Origin of the sequence: Streptomyces sp. NPDC052012, assembly GCF_040689265.1 — a bacterium.
Lineage (GTDB): Bacteria > Actinomycetota > Actinomycetes > Streptomycetales > Streptomycetaceae > Streptomyces.
Map to the genome: position 1 here is coordinate 89,127 of NZ_JBFAXA010000006.1, position 24,286 is coordinate 113,412.

General features: G+C 73.1%; 19 protein-coding genes. 3 read left to right on the top strand and 16 right to left on the bottom strand.

The window, feature by feature from the left end; all coding sequences use genetic code 11:
* Positions 1-9: 9 nt before the first annotated feature.
* A complete protein-coding gene (locus AB0412_RS13725) occupies positions 10-798 on the bottom strand; it encodes a carbon-nitrogen hydrolase family protein (RefSeq protein WP_366402756.1) in 789 nt (262 codons plus the stop codon).
* Positions 799-1,104: 306 nt separating this feature from the next.
* Between AB0412_RS13725 and AB0412_RS13730 the strand changes: the two genes are divergently transcribed.
* Entirely contained in the window at positions 1,105-1,659 is a 555-nt protein-coding gene (locus tag AB0412_RS13730; RefSeq protein ID WP_366402757.1) for a Repetin, read from the top strand.
* A 3-nt stretch (positions 1,660-1,662) separates the two neighbouring features.
* Here AB0412_RS13730 and AB0412_RS13735 read toward each other — a convergent pair whose 3' ends face one another.
* The 11 genes from AB0412_RS13735 to rpe form a co-directional block, all read right to left on the bottom strand.
* Positions 1,663-2,037, bottom strand: a complete 375-nt coding sequence (locus AB0412_RS13735; RefSeq protein ID WP_366402758.1) for a DUF742 domain-containing protein — start codon at positions 2,035-2,037, stop codon at positions 1,663-1,665.
* Positions 2,034-3,995, bottom strand: a complete 1,962-nt coding sequence (locus tag AB0412_RS13740) for a nitrate- and nitrite sensing domain-containing protein (protein ID WP_366402759.1) — start codon at positions 3,993-3,995, stop codon at positions 2,034-2,036. The genes AB0412_RS13735 and AB0412_RS13740 overlap by 4 nt, the downstream gene beginning before the upstream one ends.
* Before the next feature lie 84 nt (positions 3,996-4,079).
* On the bottom strand, positions 4,080-5,282 hold the full coding sequence (locus tag AB0412_RS13745) for an MFS transporter (RefSeq protein ID WP_366402760.1): 1,203 nt from the start codon (positions 5,280-5,282) through the stop codon (positions 4,080-4,082).
* A 199-nt stretch (positions 5,283-5,481) separates the two neighbouring features.
* The gene (locus tag AB0412_RS13750) at positions 5,482-7,659 is read right to left on the bottom strand and encodes a bifunctional polysaccharide deacetylase/glycosyltransferase family 2 protein (protein ID WP_366402761.1); all 2,178 of its coding nucleotides are present in this window, start codon (positions 7,657-7,659) and stop codon (positions 5,482-5,484) included.
* Positions 7,659-8,606 (bottom strand): hypothetical protein, encoded by a 948-nt coding sequence (locus tag AB0412_RS13755; RefSeq protein WP_366402762.1) that lies wholly within the window; start codon positions 8,604-8,606, stop codon positions 7,659-7,661. The genes AB0412_RS13750 and AB0412_RS13755 overlap by 1 nt, the downstream gene beginning before the upstream one ends.
* 120 nt (positions 8,607-8,726) lie before the next feature.
* Entirely contained in the window at positions 8,727-9,179 is a 453-nt protein-coding gene (locus tag AB0412_RS13760; protein ID WP_033275118.1) for an Lrp/AsnC family transcriptional regulator, read from the bottom strand.
* A gap of 10 nt (positions 9,180-9,189) precedes the next feature.
* The gene (locus AB0412_RS13765; RefSeq protein ID WP_366402763.1) at positions 9,190-10,656 is read right to left on the bottom strand and encodes an amino acid permease; all 1,467 of its coding nucleotides are present in this window, start codon (positions 10,654-10,656) and stop codon (positions 9,190-9,192) included.
* A gap of 347 nt (positions 10,657-11,003) precedes the next feature.
* Entirely contained in the window at positions 11,004-12,446 is a 1,443-nt protein-coding gene (locus tag AB0412_RS13770; protein ID WP_366402764.1) for a GuaB1 family IMP dehydrogenase-related protein, read from the bottom strand.
* Positions 12,447-12,625: 179 nt separating this feature from the next.
* Positions 12,626-12,946, bottom strand: a complete 321-nt coding sequence (locus tag AB0412_RS13775) for a barstar family protein (protein ID WP_366402765.1) — start codon at positions 12,944-12,946, stop codon at positions 12,626-12,628.
* A gap of 127 nt (positions 12,947-13,073) precedes the next feature.
* Complete coding sequence (locus AB0412_RS13780) at positions 13,074-14,117, bottom strand: sugar-binding transcriptional regulator (protein ID WP_260829585.1); 1,044 nt, start codon at positions 14,115-14,117, stop codon at positions 13,074-13,076.
* A 78-nt stretch (positions 14,118-14,195) separates the two neighbouring features.
* Positions 14,196-14,882, bottom strand: coding sequence for a ribulose-phosphate 3-epimerase (gene rpe, locus AB0412_RS13785; RefSeq protein ID WP_366402766.1), 687 nt, complete (start codon positions 14,880-14,882; stop codon positions 14,196-14,198).
* 134 nt (positions 14,883-15,016) lie between these two features.
* Here rpe and AB0412_RS13790 point away from each other — a divergent pair, with 134 nt between their 5' ends.
* Positions 15,017-17,158 carry an MMPL family transporter gene (locus tag AB0412_RS13790; RefSeq protein ID WP_366402767.1) on the top strand — a complete coding sequence of 714 codons (2,142 nt, stop codon included), beginning with the start codon at positions 15,017-15,019 and terminating at the stop codon, positions 17,156-17,158.
* Here the strand turns inward: AB0412_RS13790 and AB0412_RS13795 are convergent.
* On the bottom strand, positions 17,139-18,557 hold the full coding sequence (locus AB0412_RS13795) for a transcription antitermination factor NusB (RefSeq protein ID WP_366402768.1): 1,419 nt from the start codon (positions 18,555-18,557) through the stop codon (positions 17,139-17,141). The two genes, AB0412_RS13790 and AB0412_RS13795, sit on opposite strands and share 20 nt — an antisense overlap.
* A 63-nt stretch (positions 18,558-18,620) precedes the next feature.
* Entirely contained in the window at positions 18,621-19,553 is a 933-nt protein-coding gene (gene fmt, locus AB0412_RS13800; RefSeq protein ID WP_366402769.1) for a methionyl-tRNA formyltransferase, read from the bottom strand.
* 332 nt (positions 19,554-19,885) lie between these two features.
* Between fmt and AB0412_RS13805 the strand changes: the two genes are divergently transcribed.
* On the top strand, positions 19,886-20,431 hold the full coding sequence (locus AB0412_RS13805; RefSeq protein WP_366402770.1) for a hypothetical protein: 546 nt from the start codon (positions 19,886-19,888) through the stop codon (positions 20,429-20,431).
* 148 nt (positions 20,432-20,579) lie between these two features.
* Here AB0412_RS13805 and AB0412_RS13810 read toward each other — a convergent pair whose 3' ends face one another.
* Positions 20,580-22,733 (bottom strand): primosomal protein N', encoded by a 2,154-nt coding sequence (locus AB0412_RS13810; protein WP_366402771.1) that lies wholly within the window; start codon positions 22,731-22,733, stop codon positions 20,580-20,582.
* Positions 22,734-22,924: 191 nt separating this feature from the next.
* Positions 22,925-24,133: a methionine adenosyltransferase gene (gene metK / locus AB0412_RS13815; RefSeq protein WP_366402772.1), complete on the bottom strand. Its 1,209-nt coding sequence runs from the start codon at positions 24,131-24,133 to the stop codon at positions 22,925-22,927.
* Between the last annotated feature and the right edge of the window lie 153 nt (positions 24,134-24,286).

Sequence of the window (24,286 nt, forward strand, 5' to 3'; positions counted from 1 at the left end):
TGTGGGGGTTCAGACGAGGGACCCGTAGAGGCCGGGGCGGCGGTCCTTCAGGTACGGGTTGTTCTCGCGGGAGGCGGCGAGGAACACGGGATCCGCGTCGGCGAGGACGAGTTCCTCCGCGCGGCCCGCCCGGGTGCGGGCGATGCCGTCGGGTCCGGCGAGGGTGGACAGGCCCACGAACTCGAACTCGCCCTCGGGGCCGACCCGGTTGACGTACGCGACGTACATCTGGTTCTCGAAGGCCCGCACCGGGACGACCGACTCGGCGACGAACTGGAAGGGGTGCATCTGGGCCGTGGGCACCAGGAGCAGGTCGGTGCCGGCGAGGGCGTGGGCGCGCACGTTCTCCGGGAACTCGACGTCGTAGCAGATCAGCAGGCCGACGGTGAGGCCGTTCAGCTCGGCCTGCACGACCTGCTGCTCGCCCGGGGTGAAGTGGTCGCGTTCGAAGCAGCCGAAGAGGTGGGTCTTGCGGTAGTTCGCGAGACGGGTGCCGTCGGCGGAGATCAGCTGCACCGCGTTGTAGACGGTCCCGCCGTCCCGCTCGGGGTAGCCGAACGCGACGGCCAGCCCGTGCCGGTTCGCGATCTCCGCGACCGCGTCGGCGGCGTCGCCGTCGGCCGGCTCGGCGAGCCGGGCGATGTCGTCGCCGATCGCGTACCCGGTCAGGAACATCTCCGAGGTGACCAGCAGCCCGGCGCCCGCCGCCGCGGCACGGCTGGCGGCCTCGTCGAGGACCTTGAGGTTCTCGGCGACGGATCCGGGCCGTCCGGAGCTCTGGAGCAGGGCGGTGCGCATGCGTGTTCCTCACCGGTACGCGGGGGTTTCGGGGGCCAGATAGACGGTACGGTCGGCCGGCTCGGCCGGACAAGGAGAAGCCGTTGCGCGCCGGTGAGCGGATCGTTGCGTACGGCACGGGGTTCGCGTCGATTCGTTGCGCGGCCTCCGTGCGGCTCCTGTCCTCCCCCGGTCGCAGCCCGGGCCTGCGGGCCTCCGCCGCGTGGCGGAGGGCGTTCCCGCCCGCGGCGCGATGTGCCGTGGGCGCGGCGCCGGAACAGTGGTGGCCGTTCGGTTCACCGGTTTCCGTCCGCTGAGAGGATCGCCATGAAACGCCGCCGTACGACGACCGTCCTGCTCTGTTCCGCCCTGCTGCTCACCGCCGCCACGACGGGTGCCGCCGTCGCCTCCGGCCCGCACGAGGACCGGCCTGCGAGGGAGGCCGCCGCGCTGACCGGCACGGCGAAGCTGTACCGCTCGGCCGGCGACGACATCACCTTCTCCTTCGACGCGCATCTGGCCGCGGAGCACCGCGGCGACCCCCTGAAGGCCACGGGCACCTTCGCCTTCAGCCACTACCTCGACGGCGAGGGCGCGAAGGCCGAGGGGACGGTGGACTGCCTGGTCACCGGCGGCAAGGTGGCGGTCGTCTCCGGGGTCATCACCTCCTCGGACCTGCCCGGCGCCGAGGGCAAGCGGGTCGGCATCACCGTCCACGATCTCGGCCCGGGCCACCGCGACCGTCTCGGCTACAGCTGGGCGTCGACCGGCAGCCCGGTCGAGACGAAGGACCTGCCGAAGTGCGTGGGCTCGGCCCCGTTCGAGCAGGTGAAGCGGGGCTCGGGCGACTTCACGGTCGTGCCCTGGCAGCCGGAGCTGTAGGGCTCACAGCTCCTTCAGGCGGGCGATGATCTCGCGGAGGAGGGCCGGGTCGGTCGCCGGCCCGTCGGTGCGGCGCGGTGGGTCGACGCGTACCAGGCCGGCCTCCGCGAGGTCGGCGAGCAGCACGCGCAGGACGGTCAGCGGCAGGTCGGCGTCCGCCGCGAGCTCGACGACCGGCCGGGGGCCCCGGCGGCGCAGCAGGCCGAGCAGGGCCGCACGGGCGTGGTCGACGCCGGGCCCGGCCTCCGCGTCCAGGGCGGCGACCTGGGAGAGCAGGTCGATGACGGGGCCTCGGTGCCGGGTGCGGCCCCTCGTGACGGTGTAGGGGCGCACCATCGAGCCGGTCTCGTCCTCGTACCAGTGCTCGTCGTCGCTCACGGCCGCGCGGACACGTCCTGTGCCTGCTCGGGCTCCTCGGACTCCTCGGGTTCCAGGTCGGCCAGCACACCCGCGGGCAGCAGCACGACGGCGGTCGTCCCGCCGTAGGGGGACTCCTCCAGCGTCACCTCGACGGCGTGGCGCGCGGCCAGCTTGCCCACGACGTACAGGCCGAGCCGGTCGTGCCGGGCGGGGTCGAACTCGTCGGGGTGGGTGAGGGTGCGGTGGGCCTCGTGGAGGCGGCCGGAGCCGAGGCCGAGTCCCCGGTCGTCGATGCGCAGGACGAAGCCGCCGCGCTCGGGGCCGGTGCGCAGGGTCACCCGGGTGTGCGGGGGCGAGAAGGCGGTGGCGTTCTCCAGGAGCTCGGCGAGGAGGTGGACGACATCGGCGACGGCGTCCGCCGCGATGCCGACCCGGTCCATCGGCGGGACCTCCACGCGCGCGTAGTGCTCGATCTCCCCGACCGCCGAGGCCACGACGTCGGCGACGGGCACCGGGCGGCGCCAGCGGCGGCCGGGGGCGGCGCCGGAGAGGATGATCAGGTTCTCCGCGTGGCGGCGCATCCGGGTGGTGAGGTGGTCGATGCGGAACAGCTGCTCCAGGACGTCGGGGTCGTCGGTGCGCCGCTCCAGGGTGTCGACCAGCTGGAGCTGGCGGTGGACGAGGGTCTGGTTGCGGCGGGCGATGGTCAGCAGCGCGGCGAACAGGCCGCGGCGCAGGGTCGCCTGGTGGACGGCGGCCTCCACGGCGGCGAGGCGGGCGGCGTTGAAGGACCGGCCCACCTGGCCGATCTCGTCGGGGCGTGCCTCAGCGTCGTCGAGCGGCGGCGCCTCGGCGGCCGCGTCCACCTCCTCGCCCGCGCTCAACCGGGCCATGACGTCCGGGAGTTGCCGGGTGGTCAGCACGTCGGCGGCGTCCCGCAGCTGTTCGAGGCGGCGGGAGATCCGGCGGGCACCGCGCACCGCCCACCACAGGGACAGGCCCATGGCGGCCAGCCCCAGTGCGCCGACCACGGCGGCCTTGGCCAGCTCCCGGTGGGCGAAGTCCCGTGCGCGCTCGGCGGAGTTGAGGGCCGACTGGGTGCACAGCTCCATGTAGCGCTTGACGGCCCGGTCGGTGGTGGTGCGCCAGGATCCGGCCGCGACGGCCTCACCGGCCCCGTCCGGTCCCGCGCGCAGCAGCGCGTCCTCTGCTCCGGTCAGCGCGGCGTACAGCTCCCCGCGCCGGAACTCCTCGAACAGCGACCGGGAGTCGGCCGGCAGATCGGGCACGTACGTCCGCTCGAAGACCCGGCGGTCCTCGATCGTCGCGGTGAGGGTGTCGTACTGCCGGTCGGTGAGTCCGCCGGCGGCCCGGGCCCCGGCGACGAGGGCGTCCTCGCGGGAGACGAACTCCCGTACGCGGACGAGCTCGATGACCACCTGAGCCTCCCGCGCGAGCTGTCCGGCCTGGAGCGCGGTGAGGGAGGACTGGACGTCGAACCCGGGTTCCACCAGGGCGCCGTACTCCTCGACGGCCCGGTCCCAGGTCAGCTCGCGGGACAGCACGCGCTGGCGCAGGTCCTCCAACGCACCGGCCTTTCCGGCCATGGCGTCGAGGGACTGCCGCTGCCGCTGCGAGAGCCGGTCGCGGTCGCCGTGCCGGATCGCGTGCCGCATGGCGTCCAGGGCGCGGTCGGTGCGGCGCTGCTGCTCCATGAGGGCCGGAGCGGCGGCACGGTCCGAGCCGCCCAAGTAGGCGGCCGCGAGCCTGCGTTCGATCTGGATCTGCCCGATCGCCGTGTCCACGGGGGTGCCGAAGTCCTCGTACACGCCCTGGAGCCGGACGAGGGCGCGCAGTTCGCCGGTGACGGACACCATGGCGAAGCTCCACAGCGCCAGCAGGGCGAGTGCCGGAGCGAGCGCGAGTGCCACGATCCGTGCGCGGACCGTGGCGGGACGGCCGAAGGGCCGGCGCATAGGTCTCCCCAGGGGCGGTCGGGTGACGGGCGGCTGAACCGGCTACCGGCCGGTGTTACCGGCCGGTAGAGATCGGCGCACAACCTACGGGATGCCGCGCCGGGACCGCAATGGCCGCACCAGCATCAGCAGCAACGCCGTCACCAGGTACGGCACGGCGAACACCGCGAACGCCGTGCCGTGGCCGCCGTACCCGGCGATCAGCGCGTAGCCGCCGAACACCGTGATCGTGGCCAGCTCGGTGCCCAGTCCCGCGACCGAGGTGAGGGTGGCTCGCGCGGTGTCCTCGATACGCCGCTGGAGCCGCGCGTCGGCCAGCACGGTCGCCGCCTGGAACCCGCCGAAGGCGAGGGCGACCAGGAGCAGCCCGGCCGGGGTGCCCGCCGCCGAGCCGGCGGCCAGGGCGGCTCCGGCGCAGGCCAGCAGCGCCGCGAAACCGCGGGTGCCGAGGCGTTCGCCCTCCCCCGCCAGCAGGCTTCCGGCGGTGGCACCGGCCCAGATCAGCAGGAGCAGGTAGGGAACCGTCGCGTCCGCGACTCCGGTGTCCCGCACCAGCAGCGGCGTGTACTCGTCGAGGGCGCCCCACACCGCGCTCACGGCCGGGACGAGCAGCAGCGCGCCGCGCACGGAGCGGTCGGCGCGGGCCGCGGCGAGGCCGGCGCGCAGAGTCGCCGTCCAGCTGTCGTGCCCGGTCACCGGGGAGCGGTGCTCGGGGAACCGGGTGGCCGTGGCCGCCGTCGCCAGGCACACCAGCACGCTGGCGGCACCGACGGCGGCGTGACCGCCCCACTCCAGGACCGGCCCCGCCAGTCCCATCGCCGCCATCACGGCGACCAGGCCGGCGGCGCGGGCCCGGCCCATGATCCGGGCATAGCGGTCGGCCGCGTCGAGCCGCTCCAGTTCGTCGTGGACGAGCGCCTCCAGCGCGCCGGAGGCGAGTGCCCCGCCGGCGCCCCAGAGCACGAAACCCAGGGCGAAGGCGCCGTAGGAGGGCAGCAGCACCCACAGGGCGAAGCCTGCAGCGGTGAGCAGCGGGCCGAGCCACAGCAGCAGCTGACGGGAGACGGCGTCGGCCCAGGCTCCGGACGGCACCTCCAGCAGCACACCGGTGACCGACCAGAGGGCGAACAGCGAGGAGATCTGCCAGACGGCGAGGCCGGTGTCGCTGAACAGCAGCGCGTACACCGGGTAGAGCAGGACGAAGTCTTCGAGGAACGCGTAACCGTACAGCGTGCTCGTCAGCCGTCGGACACGGAGATCGGGCACGCGCGCGGGCGTGAGAGTCATGAGGCCTTCCCGTAGGGGCGGTTCGGACACCGGACGCTTCAGGGCGTACGGCGCCGCAGGCGGCCCTCGGGAGGCGCGGCTGGTGGATCAATGTCGCCAGGTCATGTCACCGATGGTAGCCGCTGGGGGCTCGTCCGGAAGGCGGTCGGGACTTCCCGTGGGGGAGCTCAGGGCCGAGGGCGCGCAGGGCACGAGGCGCTCAGGGCTCGCGGGCGGACGGCTGCGGGGGAAGCATCACGTCCCCGCTGCGCTTGAGCCGCTGCCAGGGCAGCCGGTACCCGTTGACCGCGGTGAGGCATGCCTGGAGCAGCACCAGGTACATCACCTGGCGGTAGACGACCTGTTGCAGCGGCAGCGCCCACAGCGGCCGCAGCGGCTCACCGTCGAGGCGGAAGGCGTACACCGCGCAGATCGCCTGCACCGCCAGCACACCCGTCCAGGCCAGCATCGTGCGCAGCGGATCGCCGAAGACCAGGCCGTAGACGGTCAGGATGTCGATCAGCGGCGCGAGCAGCGGCGTGAGGATCTGGAAGACGGCCAGCAGGGGCAGGCCGAACCGGCCGAAGTGGCCCGCGTGGCCGCGCTCGACGAGCGCGTGCCGGTGCTTCCAGGCGGCCTGCATCGTGCCGTAGCTCCAGCGGTAGCGCTGGCGCCACAGCTCCCGGAGCGACATCGGCGCCTCCGTCCACGCCAGGGCGTCCGGCACGTAGCGGATCTCCCAGCCGGCCCGGTGCAGGGCCATGGTGAGGTCGGTGTCCTCGGCCAGGGTGTCCCCGCTCAGCAGTCCGGCGTCCCGCAGGGCCTGGGCGCGGAACGCCCCCACCGCGCCGGGGACGGTGGGCAGGCAGCGCAGCAGGTCGTACATGCGGCGGTCGAGATTGAAGCCCATGACGTATTCGATGTGCTGCCACCGGCCGAGCAGACGCCGGCGGTTGCCGACCTTGGCGTTGCCGGCGGTGGCGCCGACGGCGGGATCGGCGAACGGCTGGACGAGGCGGCGCACGGTCGAGGGGGCGAACACCGTGTCGGCGTCGAGCATGACGACGAGGTCGTGGGAGGCGTGCCGGATGCCGGTGTTGAGGGCAGCCGGTTTGCCGCCGTTGGGCCGGCGCAGGACGGTGACGGCCCGCAGGGCGAGTGCCTCGGCGATGTCGGCGGTGCCGTCGTCGGAGCCGTCGTCCACGACGATGATCTCGACGGGGTGATCGCTCGCGGCGAGGGAGCGGACCGTCTTGGCGATGCACAGGCATTCGTTGTACGCCGGGACGACGACGCTGACGGGCCGGGTGACGGGCGGTCCGTGTGCGGGATCGGGGCGGCGCACGTGGTACCGCGCCAGGACGACCAGGAGCACGCACCGGCCGAGGACGAGGACGCCGACGACCAGCAGCAGCACGCTGACCACCGACACCGCCGTGGCGGAGACGGTCACCGCCGCGACGAAGACCCGGCCCTGCCACAGGGCCTCCGTGCCGACGGGGCGGGTGAGGCTCTCGGCGCCGACTATGTCCGCGAGGGTGGTGAAGCGGTAGCCCTGGGCCTGCAGCCGGGGGATGAGGATCTCGAGCGCCTCGACCGTCTGGGACCGGTCCCCGCCCGCGTCGTGCAGCAGGACGACCGTGCCCCGGCCCGGCTCGCCCGGAGTGGCCGCGTCCGCGATCGCCCGGGCGCCCGGCCGCTGCCAGTCCTTGGTGTCCTGGTCGATGAACGCCAGCAGATAGCCCTTGTCGCCCAGGCGCCGGGCCACGGACCACTCCGGGCCGTCCAGGGCCGAGGTGGTCGAGGAGTACGGCATCCGCATGAGCGAGGTGGTGATGCCTCCGGCGCCGGCCAGGGCCAGCTGGCTCAGGGCCAGTTCGCGGTCGACGGCGCTCGCGGACTGGGTGGTCAGGTCGCGGTGGGAGAAGGTGTGGACGCCGATCTCGTGACCGGAGCGGATCACCTCCCGCAGCACGCCGGGGTGGCGCACGGCCTGCTGGCCGGTGACGAAGAAGGTGCCGGGTATGTCGTAGCGGTCGAGCACCGCCCGCACCCGGGGCGTCCAGACCGGATCGGGGCCGTCGTCGAAGGTCAGGACCACCGTGCGGCCCGGTGCGCGATAGGTGCGCGGGGGGCCACCGGTGGTGTCGACGACGGGGCCGCCTGCGGTGACCTCCCGGGGCACGTCGCCGGCGGGATGATCCGCGCGGCGTTGCTGGTCACCGGCGAAGCCTCGGGTCGTGTACCCCTCGATCAGCAGCACGGAGACGACGAAGGCGAACAGGACGAGCGGCACGAGGACGCGGAAGCGGTGCCGGCGGGGCAGGGGCGCCCGGGTCCGCCGCGGGCCGGGCGTCGTCGGTGGACGGCGGACGGGCGGGCGGGAGCGCCTGCGCATCAGGGGGCCCCGGCCACCGAGGGGTCGGAGGGCTGGGGGGTGTCCTGCTCGCCGGACGGGACGAGGGGGTCGGACGTCGGGGCGGTGCCGGGCGGGGTGGCCTGGGGGGCGGGGGCCGGGGGCTCGGGGGCGGGCGGCTCGGGCGCCGGGGGTGCCTGGGGCGGTGGCTCCGACGGGGGTGGAGCAGGTGGGTCGCCGGGGTCCGGGTCGGACGGGGGCGAGGGCGGCGCGGGCGGGTCACCGGGCGCCGAGGGTTCGGCGGGAGCGGGAGGTTCGGCGGGCGCCGAGGGTTCGGCGGGAGCGGAGGGTTCACCCGGCGGCGCGGGCTGCTCCGGCGACGGAGGCGGCGTCTGCGGGCCGGCCGGGCTCGGGGCTTCGGAAGGACCGGTGACCGGCTCTCCGGCGGGGGTGAGCGGCGTGGCACCCGGGGTCAGGATCGGGGCTCCGGGAGCGCCGGACGGGGTCAGGAGCACGGCCCCCGGCGCCCCGGACGGAGTCAGGAGCGTGACTGCCGGCTCTCCGGACGGGGTCAGGAGGGTGATTCCGGACATACCGGGGGCAACGAGGAGCGGTACGCGCGGCGTGCCCGGACCGACCGCGCCGCCAGGATCCCAAGCTCCCCCGAGCCCCGGCATCCGCGGATCGCCCGGCACCCAGGGCGCCCCGTCCGAGGCGTCGCGCTCCGGCGCCTTCGTCCCGGCATCGGGGACGGGGACCGGGACGGGCGGCAGCATCGCTCCTGGCGCGAAGGGCGTCGCACCCATCACGCTCAGCCCCAGCACCGCCAGATACGCGGCCGCCAGCCCTGCGAGGCCGTATCCCGTACGGCGGACCACACGCGCCCGCCGACCGGTGGAGTCGACGAACACGGGGACGCTCGCATCAGCCGGCGCCCTCACCCGCGAGTGGCCGAAATATCCGGTATGCCCGGAATGCGCATACGGCATGCCGTCAGGCTACGCCGAAATGCCCCCGCCGGAACTCCCCCTGGACGGAACTCCCCTCGCGGAACTCCCCCTCGGCGAACTCCCCGCGCGGAACTCCCCACGGCACCCTCGGCGGAGCGCTCAGGTCGGCGAGCCCGAGGAGAAACGGCGCAGCAGCGGCGACAGCACCAGCACCGACTTGGTCCGCTCCACGAACGGCTCCCCGGCGATGCGTTCCAGCACCCGCTCGAAGTGCCGCATGTCGGAGGCGAAGACCTGCGCGACCGCGTCCGCGTCCCCGGTGACGGTGGACGCGGCCACGACCTCCTGGTAGCGCTCCAGTCCCCGCTGGATGGTCTCCGGCGAGGTGTTGCTGCGGCAGTAGATCTCGACGAACCCCTCGGTCTCCCAGCCGAGGGCGGCCGGGTCCACCCGGACGGTGAACCCGGTGATGGCCCCGGTGGCGCGGAGCCGGTCCACGCGCCGTTTCACGGCGGGCGCGGAGAGGCCGACGAGCTGGCCGATGTCCGCGTAGGAGCGGCGGGCGTCCTCGGCGAGGGCGTGCACGATGCGTTCGTCGAGATCGTTCAGCACAGTGGGGTGTTCACTTCTCAAGCGTTGCGAGCCGGGAACGGCGATAGCCGTACAGGAAGTAGAACACGAGACCGGCGGCCATCCAGAACCCGAAGACCACCCAGGTCACGGTGTCGAGGCTGAACATGTTGTACGCGCAGAAGCCGAAGCCCAGCACCGGCAGCACCGGCCCGAACGGCACCTTGAACGTGCGCTCCAGCTCCGGCCGCTTGTAACGCAGCACGATCACCGCGATGTTGACCAGCGCGAAGGCGAACAGCGTGCCGATGCTGGTGGCGTCGACGAGCTTGCCGAGCGGGATCAGGGCGGCGAGGACACCGCAGAACAGGGAGACGATCACCGTGTTGAGACGGGGCGCGCCGGTCTTGGGGTGGACCTTGCCGAGCGCCTTGGGCACCAGGCCGTCACGGGACATCGCGAAGAGGATGCGGGTCTGGCCGTAGAGCACGGTGAGCACCACGCTCGCGATGGAGATGACCGCGCCGAGGGCGAGCAGGGTGCCCCAGAAGCTCTGGCCGCTGACGTCGTTCATGATCGCGGCGAGGGATGCGTCGGAGCCCTCGAACTTCGTCCACTTCCAGGCACCGACGGCCACGGCCGCGACGAGCACGTACAGCGCGGTCACGATGATCAGCGACAGCATGATCGCCCGGGGCAGGTCCTTCTTCGGGTCCTTGGCCTCCTCACCGGCGGTGGAGGCGGCGTCGAAGCCGATGTAGGAGAAGAACAGGGTGGCGCCTGCGGCGCTGACGCCCGCCATGCCGAGCGGCATGAAGTCGGCGTAGTTGCCGGACTTGAAGCCCATGAAGCCGACGGCGCAGAAGAGCACCAGCGCGGCTATCTTCACCGCGACCATGATCGTGTTGGCGCGCGCGGACTCCCGCACACCGCCGAGCAGGAACACCATCGCCAGCAGGACCACGATCAGCGCGGGCAGGTTGATGATGCCGCCCTCGCCCGGCGCCGAGGAGAGCGCGGAGGGGATGGTGACGCCGATGGTGCCGTCGAGCAGCTCGTTGAGGTACTCGCCCCAGCCGACCGCGACGGCGGCCACCGAGACGCCGTATTCCAGCACCAGGCACCAGCCGCAGACCCAGGCGACCAGCTCACCCATCGTTGCGTACGCATACGAGTAGGAGGAGCCCGCGACCGGGATGCTGCCCGCCAGCTCGGCGTAGGACAGGGCGGAGAACAGGGCCGTCAATCCGGCGATGACGAACGCCAGGGTGACGGCCGGGCCCGCCTCGGGGACGGCGTCGCCGAGGACGACGAAGATGCCGGTGCCGAGGGTGGCACCGATGCTGATCATGGTCAGCTGCCACAGCCCGAGGGAGCGGCGCAGGCTGCCGCCCTCGCCCTGGCCACCCTCCGCGACCAGGCGTTCCACGGGCTTGCGACGCATCAGGCGCGCACCGATGCCCGGGGACGGCGGGGCGGTGGTACTGCTGCTCTGCGGGGGTGCGCCTTGATCGAGCACGCGCTGACTCCTTCGTCGCTTCCGGTCTTGCGCGGCCGGGACCGACGGCGTCCCCGCGACAGCCGGGACCCGTCGAGCGGGGTCCCCGCCACACACGTACAGCGCGTAACCCTACGAGGTCGGGCGTTGCTCGTGAAATGCAGCAACCTTGCGCGCTTCCGCAAGATCATTGCGTTCCTCGCGGCGGGGCGGGTGTTCGTTGCACGGGAGCTTTCGACCGTTGCACGACGGCCCGCCGACCTGCGTCTCGCGCCCTGTCCGAGCCCGACGGCCTCCCGGCATGCCGAAGGCCCCCCCTGTTCCCGTCGGACGGGAACAGCGGGGGCCTTCGGCGGGGCCGGCCGGGGTCAGTTCCAGCTGGCGTGCAGCGGCTTGCCCTCGGCGTAGCCGGCGGCGCTCTGGATGCCGACGACGGCCTTCTCGGCGAACTCCTCCAGGCTCGCGGCACCGGCGTAGGTGCAGGAGGAGCGGACGCCCGCGATGATCGAGTCGATCAGGTCCTCGACTCCGGGGCGGACCGGGTCGAGGAACATGCGGGAGGTCGAGATGCCCTCCTCGAACAGCGCCTTGCGGGCCCGGTCGTACGCCGACTCCTCGGAGGTGCGGTTGCGCACCGCACGCGCGGAGGCCATGCCGAAGGACTCCTTGTACGGGCGGCCGTTGGCGTCGTGCTGGAGGTCGCCCGGGGACTCGTACGTACCCGCGAACCAGGAGCCGATCATCACGTTGGACGCGCCGGCCGCGAGCGCCATCGCCACGTCACGCGGGTGCCGGACACCGCCGTCGGCCCACACGTGCTTGCCGTACTTGCGCGCCTCGGCGGCGCACTCCAGCACCGCGGAGAACTGCGGCCGGCCGACGCCGGTCATCATGCGGGTGGTGCACATGGCGCCGGGGCCCACACCGACCTTGACGATGTCGGCGCCCGCCTCGATCAGATCGCGCACACCCGCGGCGGCCACGACGTTGCCCGCGACGATCGGGACCTGCGGGTCGAGATCGCGGACCAGCTTCAGCGCGCTGATCATCGACTCCTGGTGGCCGTGCGCCGTGTCGATGACGAGGGTGTCGACGCCCGCGTCCAGCAGCTGCTTGGCCTTGCCCGCGACATCGCCGTTGATGCCGACGGCGGCGGCGATGCGCAGCCGGCCCTGCGCGTCGGTGGCCGGCGTGTACAGGGTGGCGCGCAGGGCGCCCTTGCGGGTGAGGATGCCCGCGAGACGGCCGCCCGCGTCGACGGCGGGGGCGTAGCGCCGGTTGGCGTGGTCCAGGGTGTTGAAGGCCTCGCGCGGGTCCATGCCGGCGTCGATCAGCAGCAGGTCGCGCGACATGACCTCGGCGAGCTGCGTGAAGCGGTCCACACCGGTGAGGTCGGTGTCGGTGACCACGCCGATCGGCCGGTGGTTCTCGTCCACCACGACACCGGCGTTGTGCGCGCGCTTGGGCAGCAGGGCGAGGGCGTCGGCCACGGTCTGGTGGGGGGCCAGCACGATCGGGGTGTCCAGCACCAGGTGGCGGCTCTTGACCCAGGAGACGACCTCGGTGACCACCTCGATCGGGATGTCCTGCGGTATGACCACCAGGCCGCCGCGCCGGGCCACCGTCTCGGCCATGCGGCGGCCGGCGATGGCGGTCATGTTGGCGACGACGAGCGGAATGGTGGTGCCCGTGCCGTCCGGGGAGCTGAGGTCCACGCCCTGACGGGAGCCGACCGCGGACCGGCTCGGCACCATGAAGACGTCGTCGTACGTCAGGTCGTACGCGGGCTGGATGTCATTGAGGAAACGCACGTGCTGCACATCCCAGTCGATCAGAGGCGGCCCCCGGACAGGTCAGCCAGGGGGAAAGAGCACGTACTTCATTGTCCCATGACGAGCGCCCCGACCGCCCCGGGCAGATCGTCCAGGCTGGTCAGGGGGCTGCTTGGAGGAAGCTCCAGGCGCCGTTCGTCAGCCGCCGGACACGCGGGTCATCCGGGGCCCAGGGTGACGAAGAGACCCGCGCCGCGGTCCGTCGCCTCGGCGAAGACCTCCTCGGCGACCTGCCACTCCTCGGGCCGCGCCTCGGCATACGCCCGCCAGCCGCGCACCACGACCAGCAGCCCCCGCTCGACGGCCCCCTCGGGCCACAGGGTGTGGTCGGACAGCGAGTCGGCGAGGGCGTCCCAGTTGCGGCCGAACCACTCGGGCAGGGCCAGGGCGCGGGCGCAGCGGTCCATCAGGCCCGCCTTGTCCGTCACCCCGTCGAGGTCCAGGGCGACCACGATCCGCCCTGCCGGGTCCTCCGTCATGCCATGCCTCTCTCCTGGTCACCCGGGCCCGAACCGACCCGAACCTGAAGCCGACGCGAAGCCGACCCGAACCTGAAGCCGAAGCGACGCCGACCCCGAACGCAGCCGACCCCGAACCGAGCCCCCGTCAGATTCCGTCCGGGTCCGCCCGGTTGAGCGCCGGCTTCGGCGGCGTCCCCGCCGTCATCAGGTAGTCCGCGGCCGAGGTGTCCGTCACCAGGCTGGTGACCAGCCCCGAGCGCAGCACCGCGTCGATCGCCGGCCCCTTGCGCTGTCCGCCCGCGATCGCGACGACCTCCGGGATGCGGCGCAGCTGGTCGGCCTTGACCGTGATGCACCGCTCCCCCAGGTCCCGGCCGACCCGGCGCCCCTCGGCGTCGAAGAGGTGCGCGGACATCTCGGCGGCGACCCCGAGGGAGGCGTAGTGCGCCCGCTCCTCGTCGCTGAGCATGTCGTGCACCGTGGAGATGCCGGGCTCCCAGGAACCGATGGAGACGCAGGCGACGGTGACCTTGTCGAAGTACTCGAAGGCCCGCGCGATCCCGGTCTGGTTGCGCAGCGCCGCCGCGGTGGCCGCGTCCGGCAGCAGCATCGGCGCGTAGATGGGGTGGGCGTCGCCGCCCGACACCTGCGCGGCGCGCCGCACGGCCTCGACGGAGCCGCGCTCGGCGGTCCCCGCGTCGTACACCCCCGTCAGCTGCACCACCGTGCAGGGCGGCAGCCGGTCCAGGGCCGCCGCCATATGGATGGTGGACCGGCCCCAGGCCAGACCCAGCACATCCCCTTCGTTGACCAGCTCGCCGAGCAGGTCGGCGGCCACCTCTCCCAGGTTCTCGGGGTCGGGTGTCTCCTCGGCCTCGGCCGGCGACTCGACCACGACGGCGTGCCGGAGGCCGTAGCGGGCGCGGAGCGCGTCGGAGCGCTCCGCGTCCAGCTCGGCCGGCACGCGGATCTCGATCCGTACGAGATCCCGTTCGAGGGCGGTCTCCAGGACCCGGGCCACCTTGAAGCGGCTGACGCCGAACTCCTCGGCGATCTGGATCTTGGACTTCCCCTCGAGGTAGAAGCGGCGGGCCATGGCCGCCGCCTGCACCAGCTCAGCGGGTCCCATCCGCATGGCTGACCGGCCCGCCGACATACCCGACACGGCGATCTCCTCACTGCTGTTCACACTCTGGATTCGCCGTTCATCCTTGCAGATCCGGCGCGCTTGATCAGCCCTGCTGGGAGCCGTTCACATTCCCGTGGCTCAGTGGTCGCATGCCCAGGACGCCTTGCCCGTGGCGGCCTCGGCCTGATTGCGCAGTGCACGTACCGCCTCGGCCGGGTCCGATGCCCCGTACACGGCGCTGCCCGCGACGAAGACATCGGCACCGGCGTCGGCGCACCGCTCGATGGTGGACGCCGAGACCCCGCCGTCGACCTGGAGCCAGAGCTCCAGACCGTGCTTGCTGATCAACTCGCGGGTGCGGCGAATCTTGGGAAGCATGATGTCGAGGAAGGCCTGTCCCCCGAAGCCCGGCTCAACGGTCATGATCAGCAGCATGTCGAGCTCGGGGAGCAGGTCCTCGTACGGTTCGACGGGCGTGGCCGGCTTGAGCGCCATGGAGGCGCGGGCGCCCTTCGCGCGGATCTCCCGGGCGAGCCGTACGGGCGCGGCGGCCGCCTCGACGTGGAAGGTGACGGAACCGGCCCCCGCCTCCACGTACTGGGGCGCCCACCGATCGGGGGCCTCGATCATCAGATGGCAGTCCAGCGGAGTGTCCGTCGCCCGGGCGAGCGACTCTACGACCGGTACGCCGAGGGTGAGGTTCGGGACGAAATGGTTGTCCATGACGTCTACGTGGAGCCAGTCGGCTCCTTCGACCGCCTTCGCCTCGTCGGCGAGGCGGGCGAAATCGGCGGACAGGATGCTGGGGTTGATCTGGACGGCCATGTTCTAAGCGTGCCATGCCCTCCGGGGGTTGCGTGCAGCGGTCTCGGGTGGGGACGGTTGTGCGGCGGCTGCGGGCTCGCTGTGGCTGGTCGCGCAGTTCCCCGCGCCCCTGGGGTGTTGGTGCGGAGGTCTCTATGACGAGCAACCGTGGTATCGGGCACTTTGTCTGCGGGCGGCGGGCCAAATGGCTGGTGTTGGGGTTCTGGGTGGTGGTGCTGCTTCTGGTGGCACCGTTCGCTCAGAAGCTGGCCGACGCTCAGGACAATGACGCGGCGTCCTGGCTGCCGGGGTCCGCCGAGTCGACGCAGGTGCTGGAGATCTCCGAGGACTTCCGGCCCGAGCAGATCCCGGCGATCGTGATCTACGCCCGGGACAGCGGGCTGACCGCGGCGGACCGGGCGCGGATCACCGAGGACGTGGGGCAGCTCAAGGAGCTGAGCGATCACGGGATCATGGGGGATCAGACGCGCGGCCCGGTGTTCGACCGGCAGACCGATCCGCGTGCGGCCCAGGTCTTCGTGCCGATCACCATGGACGAGAAGGGCTGGGAGCGGATCGGGCCGGCCGTCGACTCCGTCCGGGAGGACGTGGGCGAGAGCACCGGCGGGCTCGCCGTCCACGTCACGGGGCCTGGCGGAACCTCCGCGGACTTCGCCGAGGCCTTCGAGGGCATCGACTCCACGCTGCTGCTCGCGGCGATGGGCGTCGTCGTCGTCATGCTGCTCATCACCTATCGCAGTCCCACCCTGCTGCTGGTGCCGCTGCTCGCGGTGATCTGCGCGCTGTTCACCGCTCAGGCGCTGATCTACTTCCTGGCCGAGCACGCGGGCCTGACGGTCAACGGGCAGAGCGCGGGCATCCTCACGGTGCTCGTGTTCGGCGCGGGCACGGATTACGCCCTGCTGCTGGTGGCCCGCTACCGGGAGGAGCTGCGCCGCCACGACGACCGGCACGAGGCGATGGCGCTGGCGCTGCACCGGGCGGGCCCCGCGGTGATCGCCTCCGGGGCGACCGTCGTGCTGAGCATGCTGGTGCTGCTGGCGGCCGAGATGAACTCCACGAGCGGCCTCGGCCCGGTCGCCGCGATCGGTGTGGCCGTCGCGCTGCTGGCAATGATGACCCTGTTCCCGGCACTGCTGGTGATCTTCGGCCGGTGGATCTTCTGGCCAGTGATCCCGCACCACGGTGCTCCCGACCCGACCGAGCGGGGCGTGTGGGCGCGCATGGGCCGCCGGATCGCCCGCCGTCCGCGCACCGTCTGGGCCGTGACGGCGATCGTGCTGGCGGTCTGCTCGCTGGGCCTGATCCAGCTGCGCGCGGAGGGCATCGGCAACGCGGACGCGTTCACCGACAAACCGGACTCGATCACCGGACAGGAGGTCTCCGCACGCTACTTCCCGGCGGGCAGCGGCGACCCTCTCGTCATCGTCAGCAACCAGGCGCAGGCGGAACAGGTGGGCCGCGCGGTCGCGGCGACGGAGGGTGTCGTCCCGCAGTCCCTGGGACTGCCGCCGGGCGCGAAACCGTCGTTCGAGGGCAAGGTGCTGTTCGAGGCGACCATGACCGCCCCGGCGGACAGCGAGGCGGCGAAACAGACCGTGGAGCGGGTCCGGGACGCCGTGCACGCGGTGCCGGACGCCGACGCGAAGGTGGGCGGCGGCACGGCGGCGCTGCTGGACATGGACGAGGCGACCACGCACGACAACGTGCTGATCATCCCGCTGGTGCTGGTGGTCGTACTGCTGATCCTGTGTGTGCTGCTGCGTGCGCTGATCGCGCCGCTGCTGCTGATCGGCACGGTCATCCTGTCCTTCGCGGCGGCGCTCGGCCTCAGCGCGCTGGCTTTCCGGTACGTGTTCGACTACGCGGGCGAGTCGACCGACTTCCCCCTGTTCGTGTTCGTCTTCCTGGTGGCCCTCGGCATCGACTACAACATCTTCCTGACCACCCGCATCCGCGAGGAGGCCGCCCGTCAGGGCACCCGCCCGGGCGTGGTCACCGGCCTCGCGGCGACGGGCGCCGTCATCACCTCGGCGGGCCTGGTCCTGGCCGGCACCTTCGCCGCGCTCGGCACGCTGCCCATGGTCGCCTTCGCCGAGATCGGCTTCGCGGTCGCCCTTGGCGTGCTGCTGGACACGTTCATCGTGCGGTCGGTGCTGGTCACGTCGCTGTTCCTGGACGCGGGCCCGAAGGTGTGGTGGCCGCACCGGCTGGCCCGCGAGGACGGCGGCGAGGTGCGGGAACCGGAGGCGAGCGTCAGCCGGTCCGGCGGATGAGCGCCAGATACATCGCGTCCGTCCCGTGCAGGTGCGGCCACAGCTGTACGTCGGGGCCCTCCCCCAGATCCGGCACGCCCGGCAGCAGCGGCCGGGCGTCGATCAGCTCTGCCTCCGGGAACTGCTTGAGCAGGTCCGCGACCACGGCGCGGGTCTCGGCGAGATGGGGCGAGCAGGTGGCGTAGCCGACCACACCGCCGACGCGCACCGACTCCAGGGCGGTGCGCAGCAGCCCGCGCTGCAGCGGGGCGAACCCGTCCAGGTCCTCGGGGCGGCGCCGCCAGCGGGCCTCGGGGCGGCGGCGCAGCGCGCCGAGTCCGGTGCACGGCACATCGACGAGCACCCGGTCGAAGCTGCCGGGCCGCCACGGCGGCCGGGTCCCGTCGGCCGCGACGACCTGGTACGGGCCGGGATTGCCGGCCAGGGCCTTGGCCACCAGCCCGGCGCGGTGCGGCTGCTTCTCCGAGGCGAGCAGGACGGCTCCCCGCTCGGCGGCGAGCGCGCCGAGCAGCGCGGCCTTGCCGCCGGGCCCGGCGCAGCCGTCCAGCCACATCCGGTCGCGTCCCTCGACGGGCGCGCTCGCGAGCGCGAGCGCGACGAGCTGACTGCCCTCGTCCTGCACCCCGGCCCGCCCCTCGGCCACGGCCGGGACGGCGCCCGGCTCACCGCCCTCGGTCAGCCGCACGGCATACGGTGACCAGCGCCCCGGCTCCGCGGCCTCCTCGCCGAGCAGTTCGCCGACGTCGGCCCGTCCGGGACGGGCGACCAGCGTCACCTCGGGCCGCTCGTTGTCGGCCCGCAGCAGTTCCTCGATCCCGGCGCGCCCGCCGCCGAGGGAGTCCCACAGCGCGGAGACGACCCAGCGCGGGTGCGAGTGCACGACGGCGAGATGGTCCTCGGGATCGTCGTCGTAGGGCGGTGCGACCCGCTCCAGCCAGCCGTCGAGATCGTCCTGGGCGACCTTGCGCAGCACGGCGTTGACGAATTTCGCCCGCCCGTCACCGAGCACGACACGCGCCAGCTCCACGGAGGCCGACACGGCGGCATGGGTGGGGATCCGCGTGCCCAGCAGCTGATGCACCCCCAGGCTGAGCACGTCCAGCACCGGCGGGTCGACCTCGCGCAGCGGCCGGTCGACGCATGCCGCGACGATCGCGTCGTACGTCCCCTGCCGGCGCAGCGTCCCGTAGACCAGCTCGGTGGCGAGGGCCGCGTCCCGCGCGTCGAAGTCACCGCTCTCGCGCGCCTTGCGCAGCAGGGGCGGCAGGACGAGGTTGGCGTAGGCGTCCCGCTCGTCCACGGCCCGCAACGCCTCGAAGGCGAGGACGCGGACGGGGTCCTTCTTGGGCCGGCGGTAGGGCTTGGCGGGTCTGCGGGGCCGACGGGGCTGGTCGCTCACGAAAAAGGTGCTCCGGGTGTGGGACGAAGTGCGCACTCCAGCCTACGTCGTGGCAGCAGCCGGTCAGGCGCCCAGGCTCTCCCCCGCGCCGATCCGCACTCCGCGCGCCCAGTCCGCCGCCCGCATCGGCTTCTTGCCCTGCGCCTGCACCCAGAGCAGCTCCACGGCGTGCGAACCGGTGCCGACGTGGACGTCGTTCTTGCCGGCGGAGATCTCCCCGGGGGCGAGGTTCGTGCGGTCGGGCACGGGCCGGACCTGGATGAGCTTGAGGCGCTCTCCGCGGAAGGTGGTCCAGGCGCCGGGGGCGGGCGTGCAGCCGCGTACGACCCGGTCGACGCGCAGCGCCGGGGCGCTGAAGTCGACGTGGGCGTCCTCGACGGTGACCTTGGGTGCGAGGCTGATGCCGTCGGCGGGCTGCGGTACGGCCTTCAGGGTGCCGTCCTCGATGCCGTCCATGGTCGCGGCGAGCAGTCCGGCGCCGGCGAAGGCGAGCCGGGTGAGCAGATCGCCGCTGGTGTCGGTGGGCCGGATCTCCTCGGTGACGGTGCCGTAGACGGGACCGGAGTCGAGCCCCTCCTCGATGAGGAAGGTGGAGGCGCCGGTGATCTCGTCGCCCGCCATGATGGCGTGCTGCACGGGCGCGGCCCCGCGCCAGGCGGGAAGCAGCGAGAAGTGCAGATTGACCCACCCGCGGGCCGGGATGTCGAGCGCCGCCCTCGGCAGCAGAGCTCCGTAGGCGACGACGGGACAGCACTCGGGCCCGATCTCCTTCAGCCGCTCCAGGAACTCCGGATCGCGCGGCTTGACCGGCTTGAGCACCTCGATCCCGGCCTCCTCGGCCCGCTCGGCGACGGGAGAGGCGACCAGCCTCCGCCCGCGCCCCGCCGGCGCGTCGGGCCGCGTGACGACAGCGGCCACCTCGTGCCGCCCGGAGGCGAGCAGAGCATCCAGTGCGGGAACAGCGACCTCGGGGGTACCGGCGAAGACAAGCTTCATGGGGTGCGTGGGGCCTCTCGGGCGGGGGTCGACGGGCAACGCACAAGTGTATGGGCGGAGAGGGACCGAACAGCAGAGCGCGCCACCCGAACGGAAAGCCGCCGACGGCGCGGAACCCCCACGGGAAACGCCCGCCTCTCGGCCAACTGGAAACGGGCGGCGCGCGGGCGGGGAAGCAACCGGCGGCCGGCAAAAGAAACGGCGCCCGAATATGCCGCCACGCCCCCACCCCGTGACCCGCGGAGCGAATCCGCGTTGGTCAAGAAAGAGTTGACCACACCGGGCCCCCCGAGGGGCTCATCCCTTTCAACGCCGGTTCGAGAGGCTTGTTCATGGCCGACCACGCAACCCACGACGCCCAGGCTCGGGCCAGCCTGCACTTGCTGGTGCGGGACATCGAGCGGGTCCGCCGGCAGGTGGACGCACTGCGCACCCTCACCGCCCAGCTGGGCAACGTCTACCGCCCGCGCCGCTCCGGCCCCTCCACGGGCTTCGTCGTCTACGGACGCGCGCCCGCCCCGACCGTCCGTCTCGCCCAGGAGCTCCGGGACAGCGTCGAGACCCTGGTCACCGCGGCCGTGGACTTCGACCGCTCGCTCGGCTTCTCGTGGGACGCGGTGGGCTCCGCACTCGGCGTCACCAAGCAGGCCGTACACCGCCGTTACGGCGCGCGCCGCGCCGCGGCACAGACGCCGGCCGCGGAAGCCGACCGCACCCCGGAGCCGTCGAGCCCCCGCACGGTCAACGTCGGCGCGGGTGTCTCCACCGTGCCGACGGTCCCCGCGGCCCGGTCCATGCCCACCCAGCCGACCGCAGGCAGCCCCTCCCTGCGCGACGACCAACGCCCCACACCGTTCCCAGGCCCTCGCAACGGCTGACCGACCTGCTCCCCGCCCTCCCGGACGCACCCCGTCCGGGAGGGCGCCCCCTTTTTTCTGCACCTGTCCGCGTCTCTGCGCCTGTTCGCGTTTTCTGCATCTGTTCGTGCCCCGCACGTGGACAGACACCCGTCCCGTGCGGCGCCCCTCACCCGATGTCCGGCGGATCGATCCGCACCCACACCGGCTCGGCACTCCCCCGCGCCATCCGTGCCGCCTGTGCGGCCTTCAGCGCGGCGGCCAGCGCGGCACCCCGGCCCGGCGGTACCCGGATCAGCGCACGCTCCCAGTGCTCCCCGGGCGGTGGCGCACCGGGCCGCCGCGGTCGCCCCACGGGGGTGACCGGCAACGGGACCGGCCCCAACAGCTCGGCCTCCGCGGGCAGTTCGACAGCGCTCAGAAAGCCCGCCACCGCCTCCGGCGGCCCCGAGACCGCCGCCATCCGCGACACCGGCGGGAAGCGCAGCTCCGCCCGGTCGGCGAGCTCGCGCACCGCGTGTCCGACGGGATCCCACCGCACCAGCGCCTGCACAGGCCGCAGCGTCGGCTCCGCGACCACGACCACGGTGCCGCCCGCCGACTGCGGCCGTACCAGCGCCGCCGCGCCGATCCAGCGGCGCAGCGCGTCCTCACCGGCCCGCAGATCGGGCCGACCGAGCATGGCCCAACCGTCCAGCAGCAGAGCCGCCGCGTATCCGCCCTCGGCGACCGGTTCCGCACCCGGCGTGCTCACCACCAGCGCGGGCGCCCCCGGGACCGTGTCCAGCACATGTTCGCGGCCCGAGGTGCGCACCGGCACCGCGGGAAAGGCCCGTCCCAGTTCCTCGGCCGTACGCCGCGCCCCCACGACCTGGGCCCGCAGCCGGAAGCCGCCGCACTCGGGGCAGTGCCAGCCGCCCTCCTCCCGCCCGCACCATCCGCAGCGCAGGTCACCGGAACCGGACGCCTGGGCCTCCAGCGGGCCCGAGCAGTGCCGGCACCGCGCCGGAGCCCGGCAGCCGGCGCACGCCATCCGCGGGACGTACCCCCGCCTCGGCACCTGCACCAGCACCGGGCCGTGCCGCAGCCCCTCCCGCACGGCCTGCCAGGCGAGCGTGGGCAGCCGGGCGGCGCGGGCGGCCTCGTCCCGGGCGAGGTCCCCGTCGCTCACGGTCCGCACCAGCGGTGCGGCGGCCCGCACCCGGTCCCGCCCGGCGACCAGCGGTCTGGCCCAGCCGGTCTCCACCAGCTGCGCGGCCTCCACGGTGCAGCTCCAGCCGCCCAGCAGGAAGCCGCACCTGTCCTGTGCCGCGCGCAGCAGCAGCACCTCGCGCGCATGCGGCTGCGGTGCGTGCTGCTCGCTGTGGCTGTCGTCGCCGTCGTCCCAGACAGCCACCAGCCCGAGGTTCTGCACCGGCGCGAACATCGCCGCCCGCGTCCCGACGACGGCGCGCACCGATCCCCGCCGCACGGCCAGCCACTGCGCGTACCGCTTCTCGGGGCCGGCGTCGGCGGTGAGCACCGCGTGCCGTCCCTCGCCGAGCAGTGCGGTGAGCGCGGCGTCGACTCGGGCGACGGTGCGGCCGTCCGGCAGGACGACGAGCGCTCCCCGTCCGGAGGCGAGGGTGGCCGCGACGGCCCGGGCCAGCTCCTCGCTCCACTGCGGGCCGGGCAGGGCGTGCCACACGGCCCGTGGAGCGCCTCCCGTGGCCAGTGACTCCAGGAATGCGGGCCCCTGCTCGTAGCGCGCCCAGGAGCCCGCCTCGGGCGCAGACGGCGGGGGCTGGGGGGCGGGTGAGGGGCGCTGCTCCGCGCGCGCGTTGCGTGGGGGCACGGCGAGCTGGAGCACATCGGCGAGGCTTCCGGCGTACCGGTCGGCGACGGCTCGGGCCAGCCCCAGCAGTTCCTCGCTGAGCACCGGCTCGGGCGAGACGACCTGGGCCAGCGCCGCGAGCGGTCCCGAGTAGTCGGACTCGGCGAGCCGCTCGACGAGAAACCCGTCGATCAGTCCCCCGCCCTCGCGGCGTCCCTCGCGCACCCGGTGCCGCCCTGCCCCGAACCGCACCCGCACCCGCACACCGGGCTGGGCGTCGGCGTCGAGCTCCTCGGGGACGGCGTAGTCGAAGTACCGGTCGAGATGCAGCACGCCCTTGTCGACGAGCACCCGGGCGACGGGCAGCTCGCCGGCCAGCTTGGCTCCCCGCCAGGTGCGCGGCTTGGCCCGGGGTGCCTTGGCCTTGCGCACGCTCTCCCGGATGAGCGCGAGCTGCTCGGGCGGCGCCCCCTCGGCACCGCCTTCCGCCTGTCCGTTCTCGCTGCTCACGCTTGCATTCTTACCAAACGCCACTGACAGCGGCGCCGACCCGAGATCTCCCCGGGTGCGGACGACGAGCGCCGTACGGCGCTTCTGCCTCGGGCCGCTCGGCCATACCAGGCACCCCCGCGCAGAAAGCGCCGAGGCCCGGCATCCCGATAACGGGGTGCCGGGCCTCGGAGAGACGCGGAGGGCGCGGCCTACAGCCCCGCCGCCTGACGCAGCGCGTCCACGCGGTCCGTGCGCTCCCAGGTGAAGTCGGGCAGCTCGCGGCCGAAGTGACCGTAGGCGGCCGTCTGGGCGTAGATCGGGCGCAGCAGGTCCAGGTCGCGGATGATCGCGGCCGGGCGGAGGTCGAAGACCTCGTCGATGGCCTGCTCGATGCGCTCGGTGTCGATCTTCGCGGTGCCGAAGGTCTCGACGAACAGGCCCACCGGCTCGGCCTTGCCGATCGCGTACGCGACCTGGACCTCGCAGCGGGAGGCCAGACCGGCGGCCACCACGTTCTTGGCGACCCAGCGCATCGCGTACGCCGCGGAGCGGTCGACCTTGGACGGGTCCTTGCCGGAGAAGGCGCCGCCGCCGTGGCGGGCCATGCCGCCGTAGGTGTCGATGATGATCTTGCGGCCGGTCAGGCCCGCGTCGCCCATCGGACCGCCGATCTCGAAGCGGCCGGTGGGGTTGACCAGCAGGCGGTAGTTCTCGGTGTCGAGCTTGATGCCGTCGTCCAGCAGCGCCTTCAGCTCCGGCTCCACCACGAACTCGCGGATGTCGGGCGCGAGCAGCGACTCCAGGTCGATGTCGGAGGCGTGCTGCGAGGAGACGACCACGGTGTCGAGGCGGACCGCCTTGTCGCCGTCGTACTCGATGGTGACCTGCGTCTTGCCGTCGGGGCGCAGGTAGGGGATGGTGCCGTTCTTGCGCACGTCGGACAGGCGCTTGGACAGACGGTGCGCCAGGAAGATCGGCAGCGGCATGAGCGTCGGCGTCTCGTCCGTCGCGTAGCCGAACATCAGGCCCTGGTCGCCGGCGCCCTGCCGGTCCAGCTCGTCGTCGTCGCCCTCGACGCGGGCCTCGTAGGCCGCGTCGACGCCCTGCGCGATGTCGGGGGACTGTGCGCCGATGGACACCGAGACACCGCAGGAGGCGCCGTCGAAGCCCTTCTTGGAGGAGTCGTAGCCGATCTCGAGGATCTTGTTGCGGACCAGCGTCGCGATGTCCGCGTACGTCTTGGTCGTGACCTCGCCGGCCACGTGGACCAGACCGGTCGTGATCAGAGTCTCGACGGCGACCCGGGACGTCGGGTCCTCGCGGAGCAACGCGTCGAGGATGGTGTCGCTGATCTGGTCAGCGATCTTGTCGGGGTGACCCTCGGTCACGGACTCCGAGGTGAACAGACGACGGGACACAACGCTCCCTGGGGTTGCAGCGGCTGCTGGCTGATCATTGGCGGACGGCGGGGGCTGCACCCGGCGCCGTCCGTGGAACAGTTTATCGGTCGCGCATCGCCACGGGGTCCCCTGTCTCGCCTCTCGGGAGCGCTGTGACCTGCGGCACGGGCA